This is a genomic window from Tenacibaculum sp., assembly GCF_050290165.1.
Classification (GTDB): Bacteria; Bacteroidota; Bacteroidia; order Flavobacteriales; family Flavobacteriaceae; genus Polaribacter.
The window spans coordinates 50925-69218 of the sequence record NZ_JBNKHD010000002.1; the positions used below are offsets into that span (position 1 = coordinate 50925).

Annotated in this window: 12 protein-coding genes; 4 read left to right on the plus strand and 8 right to left on the minus strand. The window is 32.0% G+C overall.

Translation table 11 applies throughout. The annotated features are described in order from the left end of the window. Positions 1-32 precede the first annotated feature (32 nt). The 4 genes from ACQY6M_RS02180 to ACQY6M_RS02195 all read right to left on the minus strand — a co-directional run bounded on the left by ACQY6M_RS02180 (position 33) and on the right by ACQY6M_RS02195 (position 5545). Positions 33-1805, minus strand: coding sequence for an AMP-dependent synthetase/ligase (locus ACQY6M_RS02180; protein WP_428743017.1), 1773 nt, complete (start codon positions 1803-1805; stop codon positions 33-35). A 71-nt stretch (positions 1806-1876) separates the two neighbouring features. Beyond that, the gene (locus ACQY6M_RS02185; RefSeq protein ID WP_428743016.1) at positions 1877-3649 is read right to left on the minus strand and encodes an AMP-dependent synthetase/ligase; all 1773 of its coding nucleotides are present in this window, start codon (positions 3647-3649) and stop codon (positions 1877-1879) included. Positions 3650-3720: 71 nt separating this feature from the next. Then, complete coding sequence (locus ACQY6M_RS02190; RefSeq protein ID WP_428743015.1) at positions 3721-4422, minus strand: LytR/AlgR family response regulator transcription factor; 702 nt, start codon at positions 4420-4422, stop codon at positions 3721-3723. Then, positions 4415-5545, minus strand: coding sequence for a sensor histidine kinase (locus ACQY6M_RS02195; RefSeq protein ID WP_428743014.1), 1131 nt, complete (start codon positions 5543-5545; stop codon positions 4415-4417). Before ACQY6M_RS02195 ends, ACQY6M_RS02190 begins: the two co-directional genes overlap by 8 nt. Before the next feature lie 205 nt (positions 5546-5750). On the opposite strand from ACQY6M_RS02195, the gene ACQY6M_RS02200 reads away from it, so the two are divergent. The 3 genes from ACQY6M_RS02200 (at position 5751) to ACQY6M_RS02210 (ending at position 11402) form a co-directional block, all read left to right on the plus strand. Further along, on the plus strand, positions 5751-6632 hold the full coding sequence (locus ACQY6M_RS02200; protein ID WP_428743013.1) for an ABC transporter ATP-binding protein: 882 nt from the start codon (positions 5751-5753) through the stop codon (positions 6630-6632). 3 nt (positions 6633-6635) lie between these two features. Then, a complete protein-coding gene (locus tag ACQY6M_RS02205; RefSeq protein ID WP_428743012.1) occupies positions 6636-10193 on the plus strand; it encodes a M1 family aminopeptidase in 3558 nt (1185 codons plus the stop codon). Positions 10194-10277: 84 nt separating this feature from the next. Then, complete coding sequence (locus ACQY6M_RS02210) at positions 10278-11402, plus strand: alpha/beta hydrolase-fold protein (RefSeq protein ID WP_428743011.1); 1125 nt, start codon at positions 10278-10280, stop codon at positions 11400-11402. Positions 11403-11453: 51 nt separating this feature from the next. Here the strand turns inward: ACQY6M_RS02210 and thrC are convergent, their stop codons facing one another. The 4 genes from thrC to thrA are packed head-to-tail and all read right to left on the minus strand — an operon-like array spanning position 11454 to position 16786. Then, positions 11454-12734, minus strand: coding sequence for a threonine synthase (thrC, locus tag ACQY6M_RS02215; protein ID WP_428744905.1), 1281 nt, complete (start codon positions 12732-12734; stop codon positions 11454-11456). A gap of 51 nt (positions 12735-12785) precedes the next feature. After that, positions 12786-13715 carry a homoserine kinase gene (locus ACQY6M_RS02220; RefSeq protein ID WP_428740182.1) on the minus strand — a complete coding sequence of 310 codons (930 nt, stop codon included), beginning with the start codon at positions 13713-13715 and terminating at the stop codon, positions 12786-12788. Beyond that, the gene (locus ACQY6M_RS02225) at positions 13712-14341 is read right to left on the minus strand and encodes a methyltransferase domain-containing protein (protein ID WP_428740183.1); all 630 of its coding nucleotides are present in this window, start codon (positions 14339-14341) and stop codon (positions 13712-13714) included. The genes ACQY6M_RS02220 and ACQY6M_RS02225 overlap by 4 nt, the downstream gene beginning before the upstream one ends. Positions 14342-14344: 3 nt before the next feature. Next, complete coding sequence (gene thrA / locus ACQY6M_RS02230) at positions 14345-16786, minus strand: bifunctional aspartate kinase/homoserine dehydrogenase I (RefSeq protein WP_428740184.1); 2442 nt, start codon at positions 16784-16786, stop codon at positions 14345-14347. A gap of 426 nt (positions 16787-17212) precedes the next feature. On the opposite strand from thrA, the gene ACQY6M_RS02235 reads away from it, so the two are divergent. Continuing rightward, positions 17213-18169, plus strand: coding sequence for a DUF3800 domain-containing protein (locus ACQY6M_RS02235; protein WP_428740185.1), 957 nt, complete (start codon positions 17213-17215; stop codon positions 18167-18169). Positions 18170-18294: the final 125 nt, after the last annotated feature.

The window sequence follows — 18294 nt, forward strand, 5'->3', positions numbered from 1 at the left end:
AGTGTTGCGAGAGCAACACTTTATTTTATACTTTAATCATTATAAATTTTATCGTATAAATCTTGATACATTTCTTTAATAATGTTTCGCTTCATTTTCATGGTAGGAGTAAGTTGACCTCCATCAATAGACCATTCATCAGGAGTTATTTCGAAACGTTTTATTTGTTCCCATTTTCCAAATTTTGAGTTACAGTAATCAACCTCCTCTTGAATACGTTCAACTACTTTTGGGTTTCTAATTAAATCAGCATTATCACCTAGGGTAATATTATGTCTTTGTGCCCATTCACGAACAAATTCAAAATTAGGTTGGATAAATGCTGCAGGCATTTTTTCTCCTTCACCAATCACCATTACCTGTTCAATAAAACGCGATTGTTTTAATTCTCCTTCTAGTAATGGTGGAATTACATATTTTCCACCTGAAGTTTTGAACATTTCTTTGGTACGTCCTGTAATTTTTAAGAAACCGTCTTTACAAATTTCTCCTTTATCTCCAGTATGAAAATAACCATTTTGAAGAGCTTCAGCTGTTTTTTCAGGATCTTTATAATATCCCTGCATAACATTTGGCCCTTTAACTAAAATCTCTCCTGTGTCGGCAATTTTTACTTCAACACCATCAATTACTTTACCTACAGTACCTAGTCTAAACCCACCGTTACGCATATCATTTACAGAAATTACAGGCGAAGTTTCAGTAAGTCCATAACCTTCCATTACTGGCATACCAGCGGCAGTAAAGATTCTTGTTAAACGAGGTTGTAAAGCTGCAGAACCTGAAACCATTAATTTTAGTTCACCTCCTAAAGCATCTTTCCATTTAGAGAATATTAATTTACGAGCAATTGAAAGTTGAAGTTCGTACCACCATCCATTAGCTCTATAAGGTTCGTATTGTAAACCTAATTCGATAGCCCAAAAGAATAATTTCTTTTTAATACCTGTTAATTCGGCTCCTTTAGCATAAATTTTATCGTAAATTTTCTCATATAACCTCGGAACAGCAGTCATTACATGAGGTTTTATTTCTTGCGCATTTTCACTTAACTTATCAATAGCTTCAGCAAAATAGATAGAAATTCCACAGTACTGATAAAGGTATAAAAGCATACGTTCAAAAATGTGACATACAGGTAAAAAACTCAATGCACGTCCTTGGCCGTATACTAATGGTACTCTTTTTTCACTGCTCAACACATTAGAAACGATATTCTTATGAGTTAGCATAACACCTTTAGGGCGTCCTGTAGTTCCTGAGGTATAAATTAGGGTAGCCAAATCGTCTGTGGTAATGGCTGCTTTACGTTGTTCTAACTCCTCTTGATTACTTTCGTCTTTTCCAAGTTCTAAAACTTCTTTCCAACTTTTTTCATTTGCAATATCATCAAAGGTAAAAACAGCTTTAAGTTTTGTGTTTCCTTTTATTTGATTCAATTTTTCTAAAATAGTTACATCAGAAACAAAGCAATAAGTGGCTTCAGAATGATTTAAGATGTATTCGTAGTCTTCTTTTGAAATAGTTGGATAAATAGGTACATTTTGTGCTCCTGTTTGTAATATTCCAATATCACAAACATTCCATTCTGTACGATTGGTCGTTGAAATTACAGCAACTTTATCATTTGCTTGTACACCTAATCGTAACAAACCTCTACTAATAGTGTTGGCCTGATCAATGTATTCTTTAGAAGAAATAGATTGCCATTTACCGTTATACTTGGTTGTAAAAGCTTGATCTAAATTATATTTTTCTAGTTGATAATAAGGAAAGTCAAAGAGACGAGTAATTTCAATCGACATATGTTCAATTTTTGGGCTCTGCAAAGTATAAAAAATACCCTGATTACACAAGTTTCACTTTACTTGTTGATTTATTGAGGATTATATATTTTTTTGCGCAAATTATTGTATTTTTCTAAGATAATTTTTCGTCTCATTTTCAATGTAGGAGTTAAATGACCTTCATCAATGGTCCATTCATCAGGAGTTATTTCGAAACGTTTTATTTGTTCCCATTTTCCAAATTTTTGATTATAAAAGTCTATCTCTTTTTGTATTCGGTTAATGAGTTTTTCATCTGTAGTGATATCTGTAATTATATGCTGGTGTCGTTTGGCCCATTCTTGTACAAAGTCGAAAGCAATTTGTATGAGAGCAGCAGGCATTTTTTCGCCTTCCCCGATCACCATTACTTGTTCTATAAAACGTGATTTTTTTAATTCACCTTCCAAAATAGCAGGAGCGATGTATTTACCTCCTGAGGTTTTAAAAATTTCCTTTTTTCTATCCGTAATTTTTAAAAAGCCTTCTTCGTCTAATTCTCCTATGTCTCCAGTGTGAAAAAAATCATTCACCATCACTTCCTTAGTTTCTTCAGGAGCTTTATAATATCCTAACATTACATTAGGGCCTTTCACTAAAATTTCCCCGTCCTCAGCTATTTTTACAGTGGCTTTTTCGATGACTTTCCCTAACGTTCCAATTTTAAAACCATTATTTCTTATATCGTTTACTGAAATGGCAGGAGAAGTTTCGGTAAGTCCGTAACCTTCAAATACAGGAATTCCAGCTGCAGTAAATACTCTTATCAATCTAGCTTGTGTTGGAGCACTTCCTGCTAACATAAACTCTAATTGTCCACCTAAGGCTTCTTTCCATTTAGAAAAAATAAGTTTGCGAGCAATTGAAAGTTGAAATTCATACTTCCAACCGTTTGCTTTGTAGGGTTGATATTCTTCACCAAGTTCCAAAGCCCAAAAGAACAAACGCTTTTTAATTCCAGATAAGTCACTTCCTTTATCTACAATTTTATCGAAAACCTTTTCGAGTAATCGAGGAACTACAGCCATAAAGTGAGGTTGAATTTCGCGTAAATTTTCTCCAACCTTATCAATACTTTCTGCAAAATGAATTTCAAATCCCATATATTGAGAATAGTAAGAGGCTGCACGCTCAAAGATGTGGCATATAGGGAGGTAGCTTATTACTTTTTTTTGATTGTCTTGTAAGTTGACTCTTTTTCCTACAGCAAACACATTGCTTACAATATTATGATGTGATAGCATAACTCCTTTAGGTATACCTGTTGTACCTGAAGTGTAAATAATCGTAGCTAGGTCTGATGGTTTTATGGTATCTTTTAAATTATCTACGCTAAGTTGGAGTGTTTCATCATTCCCTAGATTAAGGAAAGAGTTCCAACTGTAGTCAGTATCTAATTCTTCAAAAGTGAACACCTTTTTAAGTTGAGTTTGATCTTTGATTTTAACAACTTTTTGATATAGTTCATCATCAGAAACAAAGCAATAAATACTGTCAGAATGATCTAATATGTATGCATAATCTTTTTCAGAAAAAGTAGGATATAAAGGAACATTGATAGCACCTATTTGCATAATACCTATATCTAATAAATGCCATTTAGGCTGATTTACAGAAGTAATTATTGCTATTTTATCTTCTGGTTTAACTCCAAGGTTAAGTAAGGCTTTGCTTATGGTATTTGCCTTATTTATATACTCTTGCGTAGAAATACTTTCCCATTCATTTTTCTCTTTGGAAACTAAGCAATTTTGTTGTGGGTAGTTTTCTAGTTGATAGTAGGGAAAATCAAAAAGACGTGTAACTGTTGAAGATATATGCATGTATATGGTTTTGTTGACGCATAAATCTATAAAAAATAAAAGAGAATTATTAAAAAAATACGCAGTCTTGATTAATTATATAACTTGCTAACCAAACTCTTATAAGTTTGACCTATTGGAACTTTTTGTTCTTGAATTATAATACGGTTACCCTCTATAAACTTAATTTTATTTATGGCAACGATGAATGATTTATGTACTCTTAAAAATTGGTTAGGGTTTAACAAAGATTCATAATGAGAAATCTTTTCATGACTTACAATCATTTCATCTATTAAAAATAGTTTTGTATAGTTTCCATAAGCTTCTATAAATAACAAATCATTTAAGTCAATTTGATGATGTTTTTTATCTCCCTTGATAAAAATTCGGGTATTGGCTTGACTTGCCTGTATACTTTCTTTGTGGCTTGTCTTGGTAGATACAGTATCAGATACTTTATTAACAGCTTTTACCAAACGATCAAAACTAAACGGTTTTAAAAGATAGTCTACAACATTGAGTTCAAATCCTTCAAGAGCATGTTCTTTGTAGGCAGTAGTAATAATGGTTTTTGGTGGATTTGAAAGTGTTTTTAAAAAATCTAAACCTTTTAATTTGGGCATGTTTATATCTAAAAACATAAAATCAACGGTGTGTTCATTTAGAAATTGCATAGCTTCCATAGCATTGTAACAGCTTTTTTCTAACCGAACATGAGGTAGCATACTACAAAATTCTGTTATAATTTCATGAGCTAAGGGCTCATCATCAATAATTATATAGTTAAGCATGCTTTGGGGTTTTTAACTGTGTTTTATAGATACTGTTTGTTGAACTAATATTTAGCTCATGTTGTTGATTGTATAACAAAGATAGTCTTCGCTTTAAGTTTTGTAATCCAATTCCTTTAGAATTGTTTATTTCACTTGCATCAAAATTGTTTTCTATATCAAAGTAAATAAAATAAGCATCTTCGTATAAATCAATATGAATGAAAGCTTTTTCTGTAAGTGTTTCTATACCATGTTTAAAGGCATTCTCTAGTAATATAATATATAATAGAGGAGGAACATCATAGGAGGTGTCAATATTATGATTGAAGATTATTTCTACTGACTTTTTGTAACGGATTTTATGCAGCTCTATGTAATTATTTAGGTATTCTATTTCTTCTGAAATTTTTACTTTTTCTTTTTCTCCATCATAAATGGTATAGCGCATCATGTCAGATAGTTTTAGTACAACTTCTGGTGCTTGGGGTGAATTTTTGACTGTCAGTGCGTATAAGTTATTTAAAGTGTTGAAGAAAAAATGAGGATTTATTTGAGTTTTTAGCAGTGCTAATTCTGTTTTAGATTTTTCCTTCTTTAACTCTTGTATCCATTTCCATTGTTCAAAAATCCAAAGAACAAAGAAAACAGGAATGGGTAAAAAGAATATGTAAAAAGGAGTTTCTTTTTTTACTTTTAAATAGGCTTCTAAATCACCAGAAAACAATCTGAGGTACAAAAAGTAAATAAGTAAAGGGGTATACAAAAATGCAATAAGCTTCCAATACTTTTTTATGAAATTAGGAACTAAAAAATAAGCCAAACCAAACCAAAAAATCATTAAAGAAATGAAGGTGATTGGATTGTCTGGAAGTTTCATGTAAGAATCATAAAGTACTGTAAAAAAAAGTAGGATAAAAAGCACTCCAATGCCAATTACAGCTTTCTTTTTCTTCTTTAAATATTGATAATTGTGTATGGGCAAGGCTATAACTAACGCCCAAAAAACAGTAATTACAATAACCTCAACAGGTTGGTCTCTTGGAATATTAAGAAAATTAAGAAAATCTAATAAAGCAAAAAAAGGAACTATAACTAGAAGTCCAATAAAAAAGGCTTTGTATTTCTTTAAAAGTTCAATCATACTTCAAAATTACTCATGTAAAACTGTTCTCACAATTATATTGATAAACACTATTGTTTTTGAAATGAACAAAGAGATTTTTTAGATGAATTTTGGTTAGTAATTAAATATACATTGTGTGAGTTAAAAACAAGAGGATACGTCATTTTTAATTTATTTAAAAGAAAAGGGAGTAGAGATTTGCTGCAAATAAAACAAATCTTACATGAATACATTAACTATAACTAACCTTACCAAAACATACCCTAACGGAGTTAAAGCATTAAACGGAATCAATTTAAAAATTTCAAACGGAATGTTTGGCTTGTTAGGTGCTAATGGAGCGGGTAAATCTTCTTTAATGCGTACGATAGCTTCTTTACAAGAACCCTCTTCAGGAAAGATTGTATTTAATGACTATGACGTTATTAACAAACCTGAAGAAATACGAAAATACTTAGGGTATTTACCTCAAGAATTTGGTGTATACCCTAAAGTGTCTGCTGAGAAGTTGTTAGATCATTTAGCAATTTTAAAAGGGATTACTAATAATACTGAACGCAAAAACCAAGTAGCTTCATTATTACAACAGGTAAACCTATATCAGCACAGAAAGAAAGCGGTACATACTTTTTCAGGTGGTATGCGACAACGTTTTGGTATAGCACAAGCTTTATTGGCAAACCCTAAATTAATTATTGTAGATGAACCTACTGCAGGCTTAGATCCAGAAGAGAGCAATCGTTTTTTAAACCTTTTAAGTGAAATAGGAGAGAATGTAATTGTCATCTTATCTACTCACATAGTAGAAGACGTTCGAAACTTGTGTACGAAAATGGCAATTTTATCAGAAGGTCAAATCATTTCACAAGGAAATCCAAAAGAATTGGTTGCGAGTATTCAAAATACTATTTGGACGAAAATTATTGCTAAGAATGAAATAGGGCACTATAAAAAATTGTACGATGTAATCTCTACAAAACTAGTGGCAGGAGAAACACAGATAAGAGTTTTTTCAGAAACTACATTATCTAACGGATTTGAAAAAATCCGTCCGAATTTAGAAGATTATTACTTCGCTACATTATTTCATTATAAAAAAGCCTAATCTATGTTTAAGAAACTATTACAATTTGAAATTTATTACCAATTAAAACAACGTGCCTTTCCTTTATTTGTACTACTTTTTTTAGGATTAGGGTATTTTACAGGAAGCCAAGGACATGCTCCTACAGGAGTGAATTTTAATGCTGTTTACCAAGTATATTTTCATACAGGACTTTTTACTTTAGGAAGTGTTTTTGTCATCATGTTTTTTACGGTAACAGCTATTATAAGAGATAAGCAACATAACATAGAAAGTTTAATTTATAGCTCTTCAATAACAAAGCAGAATTATTTTTGGAGTCGTTTTTTAGGGACTTTTATCTTTAGTGTCTTGGCTTTTTCTCCTTTTATAGTTGGATATATGTTAGGTAACTACTTTTCTGGTTTAGACGCGGAAAGATTGGGAGCTTTTAGTTTACTGTATTATATACAACCTTGGTTTTATATAGTATTACCTAATATTTTTATATGTACAGCTTTAATATTTTCTGTAAGTATATTTACAAAAAATAGTATTGCAACCTACGCAAGTGCTGTATGTATTTATATGTTATATTTTGTGAGCTCAATTTTTTTAAACTCACCTTTGTTAGCACAATCTATTCCTGCATCACCAGAAATGATGTCAGTGGCAGCAATAGCAGATTCTTTTGGAGTAGCCGCTTTTTTTGAACAAACTCAATATTGGACAGCCTATGAAAAAAACACGCAGTTACTTTCTTTTTCGGGATTGTTTTTATTGAATAGAGCTGTATGGATAGCTCTTTCGATAGGGATATTATTCCTCACTTATAAGAGTTTCTCTTTTAGAAAAATCATGAAGAAAGTAAAGAAAGAAAAAATATTAAAAAATGAGACAAGACAGCTAATTTCTTATAAACCAATAAATGGTGCATACAATTTTAAAGCACAAATAAAGTCGCTTTTGTCTTTGATACGACTAGAGTTAAATAGTGTGTTTAGATGCTTACCTTTTTTAGTAATTGTAGCTATGTGGTTGCTAATTGTTTTTTCTGAACTGTATGCAAACGTTGTAGAAGGACGCGAATATGGGGTAAGTATATATCCTTTAACAAATCAGTTGATAGAACTTATAACAAGTCCGTTAACTCTTTTTGGACTCTTATTACTAATTTTTTATGGTTCAGAGATTGTATGGAGAGAACACAGTATGAATTTTAATTTAATCATAGATGCTACTCCAGTAAAAAACTGGGTGTTTTTTGTCGCTAAGTTTATTAGTTTATCATTATTACCTATGCTGTTAATAGCCACAGGAGTGTTCATTTGTATTGCTTTTCAGGTAAGTTTAGGTTTTTCAAGCATAGATTTAGGGATGTATGCTTCTGTGTTTTATTATTATGGGCTACAGTTAATTGTATATGCTATGTTAGCCATATTTATAAATGGCATCGCTAAAAGTAAGTATGTAGGGATGGGAGTTTTTGGTTTGTTGGTTGTTGTTACGATGAAAGCAAATCTTATAGGTTTAGAACACCCTTTAACAAGTATAGGTTTTATGCCAAGAGTGAATTTTGGAGACATGACTATACATAACAGTAATACTACACAGTTTAATCACTTATCCTTATACTGGCTCAGTCTTGGAGCACTTTTGGGTTTAATAGCCTTTAAACTCTGGAACAGAGGAATAATAAAAGACTTTTCGTATAAAATAAAACAGTTGAAAGAAAAGAGTAATCGAGTAAGTAGCGTACTATTTTTAAGCTTTCTTTTATTAGCTGTAGGAGCAGGAAGTTTGGTGTTCTATAACACTAATATTGTTTCTGATTATCAAATCGATAACGATTACCTAAATTTTAGTAAAAATTACGAACGTACGTATAAACAGTACGAAGCTTTAGAAAAGCTATATCCAATATCTCAAAAAACAACAGTAGCTATTTTCCCGAATGAAAGAAAGTATACTATCAAAGCAAATTATATTTTAAAGAACAAGAGTGACAAAGAGCTATCTAAATTATTAATAACAGAAAGAATTCCGTTAAAACACATCAATATAGAAAACACACGTTTGATTGTAAAAGATACAGTGAATGGAGCCTATGTGTTTGAGTTTAAAGAAAAGTTACAACCTAATGATTCAGTACAATATACATTTACTATAGAGAAAGAAGTGAAAGGATATGAGGAAGATAAAAGTATTGTTTATAATGGAACTTACATTACATCTAGAAATTTTGAACCTATTATAGGGTATGCTTCTAGATTGGAAATTACTGACAGAATTGAACGTAAAAAGAGAGATTTACCAGAAAGAGAAGACGAAGATAATTCAGACACTCACATAGCATTTGAAGATATCAATATTGAAAAAGTGCAATTTGAAACGGTTGTATCTACAAGTAACGATCAAACAGCTATAAGCTCAGGAGAATTGATACGAACCTGGTCAGAGAATAATAGAAACTATTATCACTACAAATCAAAAGGTAAAATATTTCCTATAGTAGCTTATTTTTCGGCACAATATCAAACTCAAAAAACGACATATGATGGAATTGCAATTGAGCAGTATTACAATCCTAGTCATAGTTTTAATATCAATGCAATAGAAAATAGCGCTAAAGAAACTTTAACATATTGTCAGGAAAATTTTGGTTTGTACAGTTTTAATCACGTTCGTATAGCAGAAGTACCTTCGCATTGGGGATTTGGCGGATTTGCACATCCGGGAGTTATTAGTATGACTGAAGATCGTTTGTATTTGTCAGATATACGAGATGAAAACACGTTTAATTTGGTAGCTAAAAGAACAATTCATGAAGTAGCTCATCAATGGTGGGGACATACGCTAACAGCCAAACCAGTAGCGGGTGGTTCTTTATTAGTAGAAGGACTAGCAAAATATACAGAAGGAGTAGTATTAGAAAAGATGTACGGAAAGTGCGCTTTGTATGAGTTAGCTGAAGATGCACGACGAAGGTACTTTTTAGGAAGAGCATTTGGCGAAAATATTGAACCTCCAATTTATAAAGTACAAGAGGAAGGTTATATTTCTTATGGTAAAGCTTACACAGTGTTGATGGCATTGAGAGATTTACTAGGAGAGAAGCGAGTAAATAAGGTGTTGAAAAATATGACAGAAAAGTACCGATTAGACGGCACTCCTAAAGCACATACCATAGAATTACTTGAAGGAATATATAAGATTACACCCAAAGAATATCATCAACTGGTAAATGATTGGTTTAAAAGGATAATAACTTACGATATAGCTGTAGAAGAAAGTTCGTATAAGAAGTTATCTGGTGGAACTTATGAAGTTATAGCCACAATAAAAGCGAAACGATTTGAAATGAAGGAAGAAGGTGATGTTAAAGAAATAGGGATTGACGAGCCGATTAAAATAGGAATTTTCACAACACATCCTTCACTAGTAAAGGACAACAGTACTGTGTTGTATTATGAGTCTAAACAGATCAACAAAGAACTTACTGAAGTTCGATATATAGTAAATGAAAAACCTAATTATATTGCTATTGATCCTTACGGAACAAGAAATGATGAAAATCTAGTAGACAATGTGGTAGCACTTTAATTTTAGTTAAAGTATTTATAAAAAAACTCAAATGTTAATTATTTGGCAATCATATTTTTACATTTGAGTTTAAACTTTTACCCAATGACTAAACATATTATGCTATTACTCACTCTAGTTTGTACCCTATATTCATTTTCTCAAACACAAGAAAGTAAAGTTACCATAGGAACTAATTATACTATTAAATCAACCGTTTTAAATCAAGATAGAGAGATTCAGGTTTATTTACCCGATAGCTATACTACTTCTACAGAAAAATACCCTGTTTTGTACATTTTAGACGGTCAGTGGTTTTTTACCAACGGTGTAGCTATTCAGAAATCATTGAGAACATCTGGAGCAATTCCAGAAATGATCGTTGTTGGCATAAAAAATAGAAATCCTTTAAGAAGAACTCTTTTTAATAACGAAAAGAAAAAGTTTACCTCTTTTTTAAAAAATGAAGCAATTAAATTTATAGATTCTAACTTTAGAACTACAAATGAGCGTATTATTTATGGATGGGAAGATGCAGCACATTATATAAGTGGACTCATTTTAGAAGAAAGCAATTTATTTCAGGGAGCAATTATAACAGACGGAGGATTAGCACCTGAAAAACTTGTTAAAAGTTTTAAATCAGAGAATGATGTGTATTTATATATAGCAAACTCAAAAAAGGATATATATAATATTGAATCTACAGAAGAGTTTAATAGAATATTAAAAAAACACAATCCTGAAAATTTACTTTGGAAATATGAATTATTTAATGATGAGGTACATGAAACAATGCCGCATTTAGCTATGTACAAAGGAATTATGTATTATTATCATAATTACGATTCGTTGGTGTTTGAGAGTATTGAAGCTTATGAAAAAGCAGGAGGGATTCCTTATCTAAAATCTTATTTTAAAGAAAGAGCCAAACGTTTTGGAGGTGATGGTAGAATAGATAACAGTACTAAAAATGCCTTGATATGGTTAGCATGGAAACGAGATAATTTCAAATACTTCAGCTTTTTTATGGAAGAATTTAAAGATGTTTTAGAAACTAAAAGATATCAAAATGCGTATTGGCAAAATAGGCTAGGGCAGTTTTATTTAAAGTACAAAAATTATAAAAATGCCAGTAAGTTTTTTGAAAAAGGAATAAAAGATTACCCAAATTCTCAATTTGACAATGCAATGAAAGAAGGGCTAACAGAAGTAAAGAATAAATTATAAATGAAGTTTATAGAAAATTAAAATGCCTCAAATTTGAGGCATTTTTTGGTTTTATGCATTTAAAAAATCTTTTAATTCTTGATAGGAACTAATTAGTATAGCTTCTTTTTGTTTGTCTATTACTGATGCTATTTGTAGTGGAATTTCAACACTAACATTTAAAACCTCTTCAACAACGTCTAAAAACTTAACAGGATGTGCTGTTTCTAAGAAAATTCCAAACTCGTTTTGTAATCCATACTTTTTCAAACCTAAATATCCAACGGCTCCGTGCGGATCAGCAATATAATTAGAGTTCTCATAGATATTTTTCATGGCTTCACGAGTTTCATCATCAGAAAAAGAAAAAGAAGAAAAAGCTGCTTTTAAAAGTGCTAAATCGTTATTAAATAATTCTTGAATTCTAATAAAATTACTTGGATTTCCTACATCCATAGCATTCGATATGGTAGCCTTAGATGGTTTAGGGTGGTATTCACCACTTGCTAGATACTTAGGAACAGTATCATTTACATTGGTCGAAGCCACAAAATGTTTGATAGGTAATCCTAGTTTTTGCGCCATAATTCCTGCGCAAATATTCCCAAAATTTCCACTAGGCACTGAAAAAACTACTTCTTTATGTTGTTTATACACTTGTTTATAGGCAAAGAAAAAGTAAAACATTTGTGGTAACCAACGTGCAATATTTATAGAGTTAGCTGAGGTTAACGTACGATTGATATCTGCATCTAAAAAAGCAGTTTTTACCATGTCTTGGCAATCGTCAAAAACACCGTCGACTTCTAAAGCAGTAATATTTTGTCCTAAGGTTGTTAATTGTTTTTCTTGAATGTCGCTTACTTTTCCGCTAGGGTAGAGTATAACTACATCTACACCTTTAACTCCTAAAAATCCATTAGCAACAGCACCACCAGTATCACCAGAAGTAGCAACCAATACGGTTACTTGTTGATCTTTATCGCGATTAAAATACCCCAAGCAACGTGCCATAAAACGAGCACCAACATCTTTAAAAGCCATGGTAGGTCCGTGAAATAATTCTAGTGTACCAATATTTTCTTCAATAGATACCACAGGAAATTCAAAATTGATGGTTTCTTTAATGATTTTTTGTAAAACGCCTTTTGGGATTTCATCACCCACAAATTGCTTGATGGCTTCATATGCAATTTCTTCATTAGAATATTCACCAATATTATCAATAAACTCTTTTGATAGTGGCGTAACATTTTCAGGAAAATACAATCCTCTATCTGGAGCTAATCCGTTTATTACAGCTTCTTCAAAGCTAATGTTAGGTGATTTATGATTGAGACTATAATAGTTCATAATTTCGTGTTTGTTTTTTTCACTTCGACTACGCTCAGCGAACATTTAATATTAGTTAATGTCTAAAATTTTAATTCCTTCTGTATTGATTTTAGAAAGAATCATGTTAAAATCAATTTGTTTGTCTTGATAAGTATTCTGAATGGTTTTGTAAACATTTTCTGCAGTTTCATCTCCCTTACATAAAGTGAAAATTGTAGGACCAGAACCTGAGATTCCTGCTCCTAAAGCTCCTGCTTTAATTGCTTGTTGCTTCACTTCATCAAAATGAGGAATCAGGTGTTTACGAGCAGGTTCAACAATGATATCGGTTAATGAATCTGCGATTAATTGATAATCATTGGAGTGTAATCCACTAATTAAACCACCAACATTAGCCCATTGTGTAACCGCATCTTTTAAAGTAATTTCTTTTGGCAATACCGCTCTGGCATCTTTGGTTTTCACTTCAACTTGAGGATGGATAGCCACCACTCTTAAATCAGCAGGTACAGGAATCTTTACAATACTTAAAGGTTCATAACTACGCACCAACGTAAAACCACCATAAATAGCAGCAGAAACATTATCGGCAATCGGAGTTCCACAAGTAGCTTCTTCTCCTAACATCGCAAATTGGGTCAATTCAAGAGGGGAGAAGCTATTTCCTAATAACTGATTCACACCAAAAGCAGCTCCCGCAGCACTGGCAGCACTACTCCCTAAACCACTTCCTGGAGTATACCCTTTGTGAATGGTGATATCAATTCCAAAATCAGCTGGATGTTTTTCTAACATCGCTAACGCAACCACTCCCGCAGCATTTACTTGTGGATCCGATGGCAAATCAGCACCAGTTATTTGGGTAATTTTGACACCTTTTGTATTCGTTTTGGTAAAAGTCATGGTATCTCCAACAGTTTCGAGTGCTAAACCTAAAGCATCAAATCCGCAGGAAACATTAGCAACAGTTGCAGGTGAAAATATTTTTAAATAGTTCATTTTTTCGCGATTAAAAACAAGTCGGTATCACCACCTTCTTGATATAGTTTGGTGTAATTTTCTAAAATTTTAAATCCTTGTGCTTCTAAAGCTTCAATCAAATATTTTGGTTCATGATAATGGATAAACATCGAGTTCTTCCCATCCGAACTAGCAGTTATACGAGAGTCTCTTTCGTAATTTCCAATCATAGTGCTGATGTATAATAATCCGTTTGGAGGTAACATCGTAGCAACATCCTTTATAAGTTTTAGAGTATCTTCTTTGGTAAGATACGGAAAACAAAATCCGAAGATGATTACATCAAAGCCTTGTTGTAAACTGGTAATTTCTCTACAATCTAGTACTTTAAAAGAAGCTTTCGGATTGTGCTGTTTAGCCAAAGTCACCATATTTTCAGCAGCATCCACTCCTAAAATAGTGAGTGCAGGATTGTGATGTAAGAGGTAATTCGTAATCTTCCCAAAACCACAAGCTACATCCAACACATTATGGTGAGTCGGTTCCATATGCTTTAAAAGGAAATCATAACTATGATTGTACACAGTATCATTGGCAAATTTATCTTGATACGCTTGTGCTACATTGTTATAGACTTGTATGATATTTTGATAACGTTTTTCCATACACTATTGATTTCCAATTCGTATCACATCGGCAAAAATCCCAGAAGCGGTTACTTCAGCACCCGCACCAGCTCCTTTTATTTGTAACGGATTTACAGGATACCTATTTGTAAAAAACAATACGATGTTGTCGCTACCTTCTAAATTATAAAAAGGATGATCAAACGGAATGTGTTGTAAGCCAACACTTGCTTTTCCATCATTGAATTCAGCAACATATTTTAAACGACAATTTTTATCGGCAGCTTCTTTATATACTTGTTGAAAATGGCTTTCAAACTCGTTTAAAGAAGCATAAAAATCATCATTATTGGTAGTTTCTAAACTCTTTTTAGGTAAAAATGCATTGTTTTCAATATTTGAAAGCTCTAAATCATAACCACTTTCACGGGCAAGAATTAATATTTTTCTGGCTACATCTACACCACTTAAATCAATTTTAGGATCCGGTTCGGTGTATCCTTGTTCTTGTGCTTGTTGTACCACATCGTGAAATGAAGTACTCTCATTAAAATTATTGAACACAAAGTTTAGAGAACCTGATAACACGGCTTGTATTTTATGTACTCGATCACCAGAAGCAATTAAATTTTTAAGCGTGTCAATAATAGGCAAACCAGCACCCACATTAGTTTCAAATAAAAATGGAACGCTGTACTTTCTAGAGATGTGCTTTAACTTTTTATAATTATCTAGTTCAGAAGCACAGGCTATTTTATTGCAAGTAACCACCCCAATATTGTTGGCTAAATAGTGTTCGTATATTTCAGAAACTTTCTGATTAGCCGTATTGTCAATAAAAACCGAATTACGAAGATTCAACGCTTTTGTTCTTTCAAAAAAGCGTTCTAAAGTACTTGCTTCTCCGTTTTGTAATTGCTCTTTCCATGATTTTAAACTGATACCACCTTCATCAAAAACCATTTGTTTTGAATTAGAAATCCCTACAACACGCACATTCAGTTTTAACTGCTCTTTTAAGTACTTTTTTTGTTGATGGATTTGCGCTAAAAAGCGTTCTCCGACATTTCCTACACCCGTAACAAACAAGTTCAATTGTTTTACTTTCTCCTCAAAAAACTGCTCGTGTAGGGTGTTTAATGCTTTTTTAGCATCTGAACTATTGATAACAGCAGAAATGTTTTTTTCTGAAGCACCTTGAGCAATAGCACGGATATTTACATTGTTTTTGCCTAAAGAACTGAACATTTGTCCACTTAAACCTTGGTGATTTCTCATTTTATCACCTACCAAAGCGATAATTGCCAAGCCTTGTTCTACAATAATCGGGTCTATTTTATGACGCTCTATTTCAAAAGCGAAAGCTTCGTTGATTTTTAAGGCTGCTTTTTCAGCATCTTCATCATAAATACCCACACAAATAGAATGTTCTGAAGAAGCTTGCGTAATTAACACTACATTGATATTGTGTGTCGATAACGTTTCGAACAAACGTTTAGAAATGCCAGAAACGCCTACCATGCCACTTCCTTCTAACGTTAATAGCGTAATATTTTCGATATGAGAAATTCCTTTTACAGGTTTTCCGTTTTCGGTAATTTTAGAAATGAGTGTTCCTACATTTTCGGGTTCAAAGGTGTTTTTTATACGGATAGGAATTTCTTTTTCCAATACTGGTTGAATCGTAGGAGGGTAGATAACCTTTGCTCCAAAATGTGACAACTCCATGGCTTCTTGATACGAAATATGTGGAATAGGAAATGCCTGTTTTACTAGATGCGGATTCGCAGTATACATACCACTAACATCTGTCCATATTTGTAATTCATTAGCATTTATAGCCGCCGCATAAATAGCCGCAGAATAATCGGAACCCCCACGTCCTAAAGTAGTTGATTTCCCTTCTTTTGTACGAGCTATAAATCCAGGTAGCAAAGTTACTTGGTGCTTATTTTTGTCAAAATAGGCTTTACAATTGGCGTTAGTTACTTGAAAATCAACTTGGGCTTTATCAAAAGTATTGGAAGTGATGATTAACTCTCTACTGTCTTTATATACCACATCTAGTTGCTTACTAGCTATGCTTGCAATGATGTATGAAGATAACAATTCACCAAAGCCACTAATCGTAGCTAGCGTTTTGGGTGTAATTTCGTTTAGTAACAAACAACCTTCTAACAAGGTATTTAATTGTTTAAAAAGGGATGCTATATAAGTTTTAACTTCTTCTTGTTGATTTTCAGGAACTAATTTTTCAATTACTTCAAAATGTACTAACTCAACTTCTTGGTAGTTTTCAAGGTAATTAGCATCGTTTTGAGCAGCTTGTTCTGCCGATGCAATGAGCTTATTCGTTGTTTTTCCAAAAGCAGAAACCACCACAATAAGTGGACTGTTTACAGATGCATTGGCAATGATTTGTACTACTTTTTCTATGTTTTGAGGGTTGGCTACCGATGAACCACCAAATTTTAAAACGTTCATTTTAAAAAGGATAATAAATTAAAAATAAGATTTTTTAAGCTATTTATCTGTTTTCAAGTCTTTTGAAAAAATAAATATATACGGAGATGATATGTATAGAAAATAACCCCTAAAGGGTTGTAGTAGTAATTGTAGTTGTAGTGCCAACAAAAGAAGCCGTAATACTTACAGCTGGAATAGAGATAATATGTCTTTTGTTGTTTAACATTGAGCCAAATGTATAAATTATGTTCTAAAAAACAAGAAAAGTTGTTCTTTTTTTGTAAAAACCCTTTTTGATAGTTTCTAAAATACAACTATATTGCTAAAAAATAAGAAGAATAAAATTGCTAAGAACTTCTGTTTATCCTACCAAATAAGGAGTATAATGGTAAGTTTATTCTGTATATAAACTAGTTATGTGCAAGCTAAAAATAAATCGTGCTTATGATTATAGCCATAGATGAAACAGGAGATTTTTCGCCAGATTCTAAATTAAAAAGCTTTTTTGTTGCAGTTCTATTACAACAACAAAAAGGAAAATTAGAAATGAAAAAACAGCAGTATGAATTATGGCTTAAAACAATACCGTCCGAAAAATTTAACTCAAAAGATGAAATTAAGGGTAGCGAATTAGATGAAGAAGAACTTTATCAATTTACAGAAATGGTTTACACAAAAGAACCTTGTGTAGCCAATCAAATAATTTGTTTTTTGCCTTCAGAGAATCCTGAAAGCTTAATGAAATCAATCAAAAAAATTGAAGTTGAAAGTATAGAAAAGATTGTTGAATTAGTAAAGGATAAAGACAAACCTAAATGGATTGATTTTTATAAAAAATTATCGATTTGGTACAAGAATGCAAAAAAAATGAATTACCAACATTTTATGAAATTGATTCTTCTTAGAAGGTTAATAAATAGAAGCTTTGAAAATGCTGTTGGAGTTTCTATTTTGTATGAAATGGTAGATGATTCAAATTCAGAAAATTTATTGAATCTAGAATTTAAAATAGATAAAGACTTTATTAAAGGACGAGAAGCTAAACAATATTGGAAAGAATTATTAAGAAATTCATTCCATACATATAATCAGAAGAATCCAATACCAACATTACAGAAATGGCAAGAAGATGGTCACCCCTTTTTAAATAAATATAAAGGCAAAACAGGAAGTGAATTAAACCTTAGTAAGTTATTTCGAGAAAATTGCGATTTTTTGGAATCTGATGAACATTGGGAAATTCAAATTGCTGACATTACAGGAATAATAATTAACCGTTATTTTAACAGAAACAAAGCTCAAAAAGCATTTGAGAATTTAAATAAATGTGTAAAAAGCGAGGTTATAGTATTAAGTTTAAGTGATACTTCTGACTTAATGACCGATTCTAAATTTATGTAAAAAACCAGCACATAACAGCGTATATAGTTTATGGCGAAATAAGTGCTAAATCCAAAGTGTTCGTATTTTTAGAAAATGAATTTACAAATAGAAATTTAAGGCGTATTTGCCTCGCCGCAAACCAT